Origin of the sequence: Thermococcus sp. (assembly GCF_027012695.1) — an archaeon.
Classification (GTDB): Archaea; Methanobacteriota_B; Thermococci; order Thermococcales; family Thermococcaceae; genus Thermococcus.
The window spans coordinates 1-5,771 of the sequence record NZ_JALUYR010000127.1; the positions used below are offsets into that span (position 1 = coordinate 1).

Annotated in this window: 10 protein-coding genes and 1 tRNA gene; 9 read left to right on the top strand and 2 right to left on the bottom strand. The window is 55.6% G+C overall.

The features are described from left to right. Positions 1-315: 315 nt before the first annotated feature. The 5 genes from MV985_RS08890 to MV985_RS08910 all read left to right on the top strand — a co-directional run bounded on the left by MV985_RS08890 (position 316) and on the right by MV985_RS08910 (position 2,090). Positions 316-501 (top strand): hypothetical protein, encoded by a 186-nt coding sequence (locus MV985_RS08890; protein ID WP_297465463.1) that lies wholly within the window; start codon positions 316-318, stop codon positions 499-501. A gap of 93 nt (positions 502-594) precedes the next feature. Continuing rightward, entirely contained in the window at positions 595-819 is a 225-nt protein-coding gene (locus tag MV985_RS08895) for a hypothetical protein (protein ID WP_297465465.1), read from the top strand. Between the two features lie 40 nt (positions 820-859). After that, positions 860-1,108: a hypothetical protein gene (locus MV985_RS08900; RefSeq protein WP_297465468.1), complete on the top strand. Its 249-nt coding sequence runs from the start codon at positions 860-862 to the stop codon at positions 1,106-1,108. Between the two features lie 23 nt (positions 1,109-1,131). Further along, positions 1,132-1,971, top strand: coding sequence for a phosphatase PAP2 family protein (locus tag MV985_RS08905; RefSeq protein ID WP_366085392.1), 840 nt, complete (start codon positions 1,132-1,134; stop codon positions 1,969-1,971). 42 nt (positions 1,972-2,013) lie between these two features. Then, positions 2,014-2,090 (top strand) — tRNA-Thr (locus MV985_RS08910). On the opposite strand, the gene MV985_RS08915 is transcribed toward MV985_RS08910, so the two are convergent. Together MV985_RS08915 and panB are read right to left on the bottom strand one after the other, a co-directional pair. Next, positions 2,091-2,504: a hypothetical protein gene (locus tag MV985_RS08915; RefSeq protein WP_297465470.1), complete on the bottom strand. Its 414-nt coding sequence runs from the start codon at positions 2,502-2,504 to the stop codon at positions 2,091-2,093. Between the two features lie 147 nt (positions 2,505-2,651). Next, a complete protein-coding gene (panB, locus tag MV985_RS08920; protein WP_297465472.1) occupies positions 2,652-3,521 on the bottom strand; it encodes a 3-methyl-2-oxobutanoate hydroxymethyltransferase in 870 nt (289 codons plus the stop codon). Between the two features lie 83 nt (positions 3,522-3,604). On the opposite strand from panB, the gene MV985_RS08925 reads away from it, so the two are divergent. From MV985_RS08925 to MV985_RS08940, 4 genes are read left to right on the top strand one after another with little or no spacing between them, the layout of a single operon-like run. Further along, positions 3,605-3,727: a hypothetical protein gene (locus tag MV985_RS08925; RefSeq protein WP_297465474.1), complete on the top strand. Its 123-nt coding sequence runs from the start codon at positions 3,605-3,607 to the stop codon at positions 3,725-3,727. Positions 3,728-3,732: 5 nt separating this feature from the next. After that, entirely contained in the window at positions 3,733-4,158 is a 426-nt protein-coding gene (locus MV985_RS08930) for an archease (protein ID WP_297465475.1), read from the top strand. A gap of 9 nt (positions 4,159-4,167) precedes the next feature. Further along, positions 4,168-5,103: a tRNA (cytosine(49)-C(5))-methyltransferase gene (locus MV985_RS08935; RefSeq protein ID WP_297465477.1), complete on the top strand. Its 936-nt coding sequence runs from the start codon at positions 4,168-4,170 to the stop codon at positions 5,101-5,103. Further along, positions 5,100-5,561 (top strand): hypothetical protein, encoded by a 462-nt coding sequence (locus MV985_RS08940; protein ID WP_297465480.1) that lies wholly within the window; start codon positions 5,100-5,102, stop codon positions 5,559-5,561. The genes MV985_RS08935 and MV985_RS08940 overlap by 4 nt, the downstream gene beginning before the upstream one ends. Positions 5,562-5,771: the final 210 nt, after the last annotated feature.

Below are 5,771 nucleotides of genomic sequence, written 5' to 3' on the forward strand. Positions count from 1 at the left end.
GCTTTGGAAACGGTAGCTACAATCAGCCTCGGAGCATTGTTGATTATTCCGTTTCAGAACCAGCTGTGCTTTGGAAACTCGGCCATGGCCGTTATGGGGGCAATGTACTTCGGGAGTATGTCCTTGTTTATGTTTCAGAACCGGCTAGTGTTTTGGCTCTCACTTTGGGCTTGTCCTCAAGCCCTGCTCTTCCCACCGGTTTTGAGCGTGGTTGCCTGTTCTCAGACCCTCAACTGTCAGTGGGACTACACACCGGAAGGACCATCCGGCAAACTCCGTGTTTCCAAAGCACTAGCTAGTTATACTCCATTGGTGATGGCCGTGAGGTGCTTCACGACAACCCAGAAGGTGGCCTACGCGGTTGGCTTTGTTATAAGCATTGCCTCGATTCCCCTGATAATCGGCCTGCCGATGCTCTACTACCTCGCCAGGGCCTATTTCAGGAAGAAAGACCAGTGCCGCCTGCTTGAGGATCAGGCCAAACTCATCGCCAGCCATTGATTCCTTTTCCATTTTTAATACCAAAAGCTTTATAAACTACGACTGCATCAGGCGAAAACGCCCGTCCCTGCACTCTTCTGCGCGGTGGTCGTGGTGTACGCACGAGATCTGGATTACTACATTTTTGAGTTAGAGACGCGGGGCGGCAGAACGACCCTTGAGCTCTACTTCAACGGCGACAGGGCCGTGATACGGAGGGGCTCGATCATCTGGACCTTCAGACTCACCCCCGGGAACCTCCTCGGGATAACCTACGTCCTGTCGAAGTTCGTCGAGAAGACCCTGGGCGAGGAGGAGATACGGACCCTGCTCCGCTGATCTTTCTTTTTTGCCCGTTAAACCCACGGGAGGTGGGAAAATGGTCGTGAAGGTTTATAAGCGGTATGAGGCCCTCGTTGAGAGCGAGGCCGGGATTCTGGAAGGGATCGGCCTCGGGAAAATCGAACTGACGCTTTTCGATGACAACGCCCGCATGAGGCTTCCGGTTGGGGAGCTGGAGCTCACATACACGGGGGAGAACGGCGAGACGATCCTCGAACTCCTGAGGATTCTCAGGGAGAGGATGGAGCTCGAGGCGGAAGCCGATAAACTCAGGCGGGAGGTGTAAGTTTTTTAAGGGACGGGCCCCGAGTGGTGGTAGTAAACGCCGGGGGCAGAACGATGGAATGGCTCAGAAAACGCCTCCAGGATCCCGAGATACTCGTCAGGCTTAACGCCTTTTTCCTCAGCTACTTCGGGTGGATCGCCTTCGGTGTCCTCTACGGTCTCATCGGAAGGTGGAGCGTTGATGTGACCGGTGCGTTCCTGAAACTTCCCCTGACGTCGGAATCCTTTGTCCTGGGCCTCACGGGTTTCGTGCGCTCGGTGAAACCCCTTTACCTTCTCTTCGTTGCGGTCTATTACATCGGATTCACCGGATCCATAGCACTCGCGGTCTTCTACCTCCTCATCTACCTCGCCGATACGGAGACCTCGGACAGACTCCTGGCCGGCTATCTGATCTCCTACGCCGCCGCGGGTCTTACCTATCTTGTCTTCCACATCTATGCTCCCCACGTGGTCTACAACCTGCAGGGCTTCAGCTCCGAGAACACCCTCTTCACCCGGCAGGAGTTCGTATTCCCCTCTCTCCACAACGCCATAGTGACCGTCAACCTGATGGCCCTCTGGAGGCACCGGCACCGGCTCGGGGCGAGGATCCTCATTGGAATAAGCGTCCTCATCCCCTTTGCCACTGTCCTGCTCGGCCACCACTGGATTTACGACGTCCTCGCCGGGATCTGCCTCGGAGTCCTGGCATACAGACTCGGCGAGGGACTGGGTATGGCCATCCCCTCAACCCTATACCGCTGGGAGACCTCCTACCTCAGAAAGGTGACCCTTTTCAACTTCTTCCTGGCCCTGGTGGTCCTTCTCATGGGCCTCGATCCGGCGAGGCTGAAGGAGGTTATCGACGGGCTCATGGCGTGACTGGGAAAAGCTTATAAATTCAGGGGTTCTCCATAGAACGGTGCCGGGGTAGCCTAGCTCGGTAGGGCGGGGGACTCGTAATCCCCAGGTCCCGGGTTCAAATCCCGGTCCCGGCTCCATTACCTCACGAGGAGTCCCTCTTCTATCCTCACCCTGACCCTGGCCCTATGCTCGGAGATGACAACCAGGTAATACCGCCCCCCTCCGCCCCTCCAAATCCGGTGGAAGTGGGTCTCCCCCTCGACGTAGAGGTAGCAGAGTGCATCGCTGCCGTCGGCCAGGTTCCGATAGCCCCCCATGTCGGTTATGCAGACGGTGACCGGCACATCGGAGGACACATCTATGGAAACCGTGGTGAAGCCTCCATCAATCCTGAAGTAGGCCGGAAAACCGGGAGTAACGATGGCGCTGTAGGTTGAGGTTGAAGATGTCGCGACGAGCAGGCCGGTGAATATGGCCGCCACCAGAGAAAACGCAAACGTAACCGCCAGAAGTCGCTTGCCGTCCCGCGAACTCCTGGTGACATTGAACATTCCGCAATCCCCATTGTAGAATATGCAGTTAACCTTTATAAACTTTGAAGTTTAAATATTCCAGAACTAAAGAGTTGCTCCAAAAAAGGCCGTAAACTCCATTTAATTGGGGAAGTCCCAAGGAGTTGTTGTAAAAATTTGAACGATTTAGAAGCCCTCCCTCGCGAGCTTTTCAGGACTTTTCAGGACAGATTCGGCCTTCCGTCTGAAGTCTTCCTCGCTCTGATACCTCCAGTAGTGTTCCTCGCTTGGAAATTTTCCAGCTTTAACTTCCCGACCGTATTCCCTGAGCGCCTCCAGGATTGTCTCACCGAGGTTGGCGTAGCGCTTCGCGAAGGGTGGCGAGTTCTCGTATATCCCGAGCAGGTCGTGCCACACCAGAACCTGCCCGTCAACCCAGGGTCCGGAGCCTATGCCTATCGTCGGGATGGAAACCTCCTCTGTCACTAGCTTCGATACATCGGCCAGCGTGAACTCAAGAACAACGGCGAAGGCACCCGCCCTCTCCAGGGCCCTGGCATCGCGAAGGATCTCCTCTATCTCCTCCTCGGTCTCGCCCATTATCTTATATCCTCCGAGCCGGAGATATCGCTGGGGCGTCAGTCCCGTGTGTCCCATCACAGGGATTCCCATCCTCACGAGCTTTTTCACAAGCTTTTCGTGATCCGCACCGCCCTCTATTTTGACCGCATCCGCACCGGCCCGTATCAGGCGAACGGCGTTTTTAATGCCCTCTTCCACGCTCACCTCATAGCTCGCGAAGGGCATGTCCGCCAGAACCAGCGCCCGCTTCACGGCCTTCGCGACGGCCCGGGTGTGGAAGACCATCTGCTCCACGCTCACGTTCAGGGTGTTCTCATCGCCGCAAACCACCATCCCCAGGGAGTCCCCAACGAAAACTATGTCAATTCCCGCCCTGTCCGCGAGGAGCGCCGAGGGATAATCGTAGGCTGTAACCATTGCTATCTTCTCCCTCCCCTTCATCTCGCGGATTTTTTTTGGCGTTACCTCCCTCATGTCACCACCTTCAACCATTTCGATGCCGGTCTAATTAACGGTTTCGATTGGTGGGGTTTATAAGCCAAGGCCGGGAAAGTGGGATGGGGAGTGACGTGGACGATGAATGGACGTTCTTTGAGCTTCTAAAAGTTGGCGGAACACCCCCGAAAAGCTCTCCAGGAGATGAGAGAGGGCAGGAAAAAGGAGAATTGTGGGTGAGGTGAGTGAAATGAGAACCTGGGAGCACTACGAACACACCGCCGACATAGGCGTTCGCGGCTACGGCTCAACCCTGGAGGAGGCCTTTGAGGCGGTGGCATTAGCTCTCTTTGACGTCATGGTGGACGTGAGAAAGGTTGAACCTAAAGAGTGCCGGGAGGTTGAGGTCGAGGAGGAGGATCTGGAGGCGCTTCTCTATTCCTTCCTCGAGGAACTCCTCGTGCTACACGACGTGGAGGGCCTCGTCTTCGGTGACGTGAAGGTCGAGATCGAGAAAACCGAAAACGGCTACCGGTTGAAGGCCAGGGCCTGTGGTGAACCGCTGAGCGAGAAGCACGAGCCGAAGGAAGAAGTGAAAGCGATAACCTACCATGAGATGGAGATAAAGCAGCTCCCCGATGGGAGATGGATGGCCCAGTTCGTCCCCGACCTGTGAGGTGGTCTCATGAGCGCGAGGGACAGGATCAGGGAGGTAAACCCCGCTTTTTACGAGCGCTATTCGAAGCTCGAAGATACCGACGAGTTCTGGGAGTTCCTGATAAAACCGCTGAAGCAGAGCATAAGGGTGAACACGCTGAAGGCCCCGCTGGAGGTTGTCGTTGAAAGGCTCAAAGAGGAGTTCGAGCTCGAACCGATCCCCTGGGTCCGCGAGGGCTTCTTCATAAACGTTGACAATCTCGCGAAGGTTCCGGAGCACGGTTTGGGGCTGGTATTCGGTCAGGAGGCAAGCTCGATGATTCCACCCGTTGTCCTAAACCCGAGGCCTGGCGAACTGATTCTGGACATGGCCGCGGCGCCCGGCTCCAAAACGGGGCAGATTGCTCAATACATGGAAAACGAGGGGTGTATAATAGCCAACGATCCAAACAGGGACAGGGCAAACGTTCTCATAGCGAACCTCAACAGGATGGGCGTTTTGATAGCCAGGGTGACGACCCGGAACGGGGTCCACTTCTCCCGCTTCGAGGGGACCTTTGACAGGGTTCTTCTAGATGCCCCCTGCTCCTCGGTCGGAATGATCAGAAAGAGCTGGCGGTTCCTGAGAGAGTGGCGCGAGAAAGCGGTCATCAAGTACATGAACATCCAGAAACAGCTCATCCTGGCGGGATACAGGGCTTTAAAACCCGGAGGAACGCTCGTTTACTCAACATGCACGATAGACCCCATGGAGAACGAGGAGGTGATTGACTACCTCCTGAGGAGAACGGATGCCAGACTCGAACCGGTAAAACTGCCCGTGAGGACGAGCGAACCTGTCCTAGAATGGGAGGGAAAGAAGTACTCACCCGAGCTGAAGAGGGCTTTGCGCATACACCCCAGCGACAACGACACGGAGGCGTTCTTCATAGCGAAGATAACCAAGCCGGAGGGAGGGGAATGAGTGGGGAAAACACCACTAACCCGAGGGAAGAGATCGGAAGGGTGAAGGATACAGAACTCGTGAAGAGACTTCTCATCGAGAACTACGGCTACGCCCCCGATTTGACCTACGAGATCAGGGGAAGGTATCACAGGGTCTACGCCCGAAAACCGTGCTCCCTTGAGATTAAAGGCCCCGACAGACAGGGCGTTTATTTTGCCAGGATCGAGAGTGACGGAATAAGGCTCACAATCGAGGGGAGCTTTTTGGTCGGGCCAAAGGCGACGAAGAACGTGGTGGAGCTCAACGATGAAAGGGCAAGGCGCTATTTAGCCGGGGAGAGCGTCGAGATTGACGGGAGTCTTTACGGCTGGGTGATAGTGAGGTGGAGGGATTACTTCCTCGGCTCGGCGAAGGCCAAAGAGGGGAAGCTGATAAACTACGTGCCGAAGGAACGGAGGTTGAGGCTCGACCTTTAGTCAAAGTTGTTCCGCGAAAGGTTAAAATAATTTTAGGGCCACCTAAAGGAGGGGTGAGAGGATGGTCCCGCTGAAGAGAATTGACAGGATAAGATGGGAGATACCGAAGTTCGATAAGAGAATGCGCGTTCCGGGGAGGGTTTACGCCGACGACGCGCTCATAGAGAAGATGCGCCAGGACAGGACGCTGGAACAGGCGGCGAACGTTGC

Bases quoted from the DNA above. Each gene is read 5' to 3' on its own strand.
- MV985_RS08935 (WP_297465477.1), top strand. From the start codon at position 4,168: ATGAGCGCGAGGGACAGGATCAGGGAGGTAAACCCCGCTTTTTACGAG.
- MV985_RS08940 (WP_297465480.1), top strand. From the start codon at position 5,100: ATGAGTGGGGAAAACACCACTAACCCGAGGGAAGAGATCGGAAGGGTG.
- MV985_RS08890 (WP_297465463.1), top strand. From the start codon at position 316: ATGGCCGTGAGGTGCTTCACGACAACCCAGAAGGTGGCCTACGCGGTT.
- MV985_RS08915 (WP_297465470.1), bottom strand. From the start codon at position 2,504: ATGTTCAATGTCACCAGGAGTTCGCGGGACGGCAAGCGACTTCTGGCG.
- MV985_RS08930 (WP_297465475.1), top strand. From the start codon at position 3,733: ATGAGAACCTGGGAGCACTACGAACACACCGCCGACATAGGCGTTCGC.
- MV985_RS08900 (WP_297465468.1), top strand. From the start codon at position 860: ATGGTCGTGAAGGTTTATAAGCGGTATGAGGCCCTCGTTGAGAGCGAG.
- panB (WP_297465472.1), bottom strand. From the start codon at position 3,521: ATGAGGGAGGTAACGCCAAAAAAAATCCGCGAGATGAAGGGGAGGGAG.
- MV985_RS08925 (WP_297465474.1), top strand. From the start codon at position 3,605: ATGGGGAGTGACGTGGACGATGAATGGACGTTCTTTGAGCTTCTAAAA.